Source organism: Micromonospora sp. MH33, assembly GCF_003013775.1.
Taxonomy (GTDB): Bacteria; Actinomycetota; Actinomycetes; order Mycobacteriales; family Micromonosporaceae; genus Micromonospora; species Micromonospora fulviviridis.
On sequence record NZ_MUYZ01000527.1, the window covers coordinates 1 to 2560 of the forward strand.

The window sequence follows — 2560 nt, forward strand, 5'->3', positions numbered from 1 at the left end:
CGCGGACGCCGTACCCCCGTCCACCCGGCGTTTCATGGCCCGGGCCCGGCAGCGGCGGATGCGCGCGGCGCTGCCCTGGGCGGTCACCGTCGCCGTGCTGGCCGTCGCCGGGCTGGTCGCCTGGACCGTGCTGGGCACCGGGCTGTTCGGCGTCCGGGAGGTGCGGGTGGTCGGCGCCGAGCTGGTCACCCCGGTCGAGGTACGCGACGCCGCGGCCGTGCCCGACGAGGCTCCGCTGGCCCGGGTGGACCTGGCCGCGACCGCCCGCCGGGTCGGCGCGCTCGCCCCGGTGGAGCGGGCCACGGTGGAGCGGGACTGGCCGGGCGCCCTGGTGATCCGGGTGGTGGAGCGGACCCCGGTGGCCGCGGTGCCGCAGGGCGACCGGTGGGTCGTCGTCGACCGGGCCGGTGTGGTCTTCCGGAACCTGGACCAGGCCCCCGGCGGGCTGCCGGTCATCCAGGTCGGCAGGCCGGCCCCCGACGATCCGGGCACCCGCGCCGGGCTGGACGTGCTCGCCGCGCTCAGCCCGAAGCTGCGCGCCGAACTGGTCGCCGTGGACGTGGCCGGGCTGGCCCGGATCACGCTGCTGCTGCGCGGCGACCGGAAGGTGGTCTGGGGCGACGCGACCCGCAGCCCGGACAAGTCCAAGGTGGCCACCGCCCTGCTCGGTCGGAAGGCCGACACGATCGACGTCAGCGCCCCGGACGTGGTCACCCTCCGGTGATCCGCCGGTCAGCGGACGTGAGCCCGCCCGCTCCGCCCGCGACACGCCGGAAGGGTCCTTGGCTCAGCGCGCGGCGGCGCATACGTTGCCCCGAAGAGATCAGTGGTTGACATAGCTCTAAGCCTCTAGTAGAGGGTGAGGGTTTCAGCCGTCGGTATCGCTGGGAAATGCTCCGCCGCTGGTCTGGCCAAGCCGTGTGGGGTCGGCCCATGCCAATCTCGAAGGGAAAGGACCGGAGATGACACCTCCGCACAACTACCTGGCGGTCATCAAGGTCGTCGGCATCGGGGGCGGCGGCGTGAACGCCGTCAACCGGATGATCGAGGTTGGGCTCAAGGGCGTCGAGTTCATCGCGATCAACACCGATGCGCAGGCGCTGCTGATGAGCGACGCCGACGTCAAGCTCGACGTCGGCCGGGAGCTGACCCGCGGCCTGGGCGCCGGCGCCAATCCGGACGTCGGCAAGAACGCCGCCGAGGACCACCGCGACGAGATCGAGGAGGTGCTCAAGGGCGCCGACATGGTCTTCGTGACCTGCGGCGAGGGCGGCGGCACCGGCACCGGCGGCGCGCCCGTGGTGGCGAACATCGCCCGCAAGCTCGGCGCGCTCACCATCGGCGTGGTCACCCGCCCGTTCTCCTTCGAGGGCAAGCGCCGCCAGGTGCAGGCCGAGGCGGGCATCGAGGAGCTGCGCAACCAGTGCGACACGCTCATCGTGATCCCGAACGACCGGCTGCTCGCGCTCGGCGACCGGAACATCTCCATGATGGACGCCTTCCGCACCGCGGACCAGGTGCTCCTCTCCGGTGTCCAGGGCATCACCGACCTGATCACTACGCCGGGTCTGATCAACCTGGACTTCGCCGACGTGAAGAGCGTGATGAGCGGCGCCGGCAGCGCGCTCATGGGCATCGGCAGCGCCCGCGGCGAGAACCGCGCCGTCGAGGCGGCCGAGGCGGCCATCTCCAGCCCGCTGCTGGAGCAGAGCATGGACGGCGCGCGGGGCGTGCTGCTCTCCATCGCAGGCGGCTCCGACCTGGGCCTGTTCGAGATCAACGACGCCGCCCAGCTGGTCACCGACGCGGCCCACCCGGACGCCAACATCATCTTCGGCGCGGTCATCGACGACGCGCTCGGCGACGAGGTGCGGGTGACCGTGATCGCGGCGGGCTTCGACGGGGGCGCGCCGGCGTACAAGGCGGTCGAGCCGTCCCGCAAGACCAACCAGAACCCGCAGACCCAGGCGAACGCTCCGGTCAGCCCGCCGGCCACCATGCCGGCCCCGCAGCAGTCGCCGCGCCGGGTGCTCTTCGACGACGTCGACGTGCCGGACTTCCTCAAGAACGGGTCCTGAGCCGCGCCGATGACCGATTCACCCACCACGGTGCGACCCGACCGTCGCGCCGAACTCGCGGCTGGCCTCGCCCGGGTCCGGGCCCGCATCGCCGACGCCTGCGCGGCGGCCGGCCGGGACCGGGGCGAGATCACCCTGGTCGCGGTGACCAAGACGTACCCGGCCGCCGACGTGGTCGCGCTGGCCGGGCTCGGGGTGACCGACGTGGGGGAGAACCGCGACCAGGAGGCGGCCCCGAAGGCCGCCGAGGCGGCTGCCGCCGGCGCCACGCCGCGCTGGCACTTCATCGGCCAGCTGCAGCGCAACAAGGCCCGTTCGGTGGTCCGCTACGCCGACGTGGTCCAGTCGGTCGACAGCGTGCGGCTGGCCGCGGCCCTGGACGGCGCCGCGGCCGCCGCTCGCGAGCGGCCGCTGGACGTGCTGGTGCAGGTGAGCGTCGACGGCGACCCGGCCCGGGGCGGGGCGCTGCCGGACGCGGCCGA

General features: G+C 73.7%; 2 protein-coding genes and 1 pseudogene. All 3 read left to right on the forward strand.

Annotation, left to right across the window (positions count from 1 at the left end):
* Nucleotides 1–724 (forward strand): FtsQ-type POTRA domain-containing protein (locus B0E53_RS35350; RefSeq protein WP_246835764.1); only part of this gene is annotated, 724 nt, incomplete at its 5' end.
* 238 nt (nucleotides 725–962) lie between these two features.
* A complete protein-coding gene (gene ftsZ / locus B0E53_RS35355) occupies nucleotides 963–2078 on the forward strand; it encodes a cell division protein FtsZ (protein ID WP_107079816.1) in 1116 nt (371 codons plus the stop codon).
* 9 nt (nucleotides 2079–2087) lie between these two features.
* A pseudogene (locus B0E53_RS35360) lies at nucleotides 2088–2560 on the forward strand (YggS family pyridoxal phosphate-dependent enzyme); the annotation flags it as partial.

Bases quoted from the DNA above. Each gene is read 5' to 3' on its own strand.
- ftsZ (WP_107079816.1), top strand. From the start codon at position 963: ATGACACCTCCGCACAACTACCTGGCGGTCATCAAGGTCGTCGGCATC.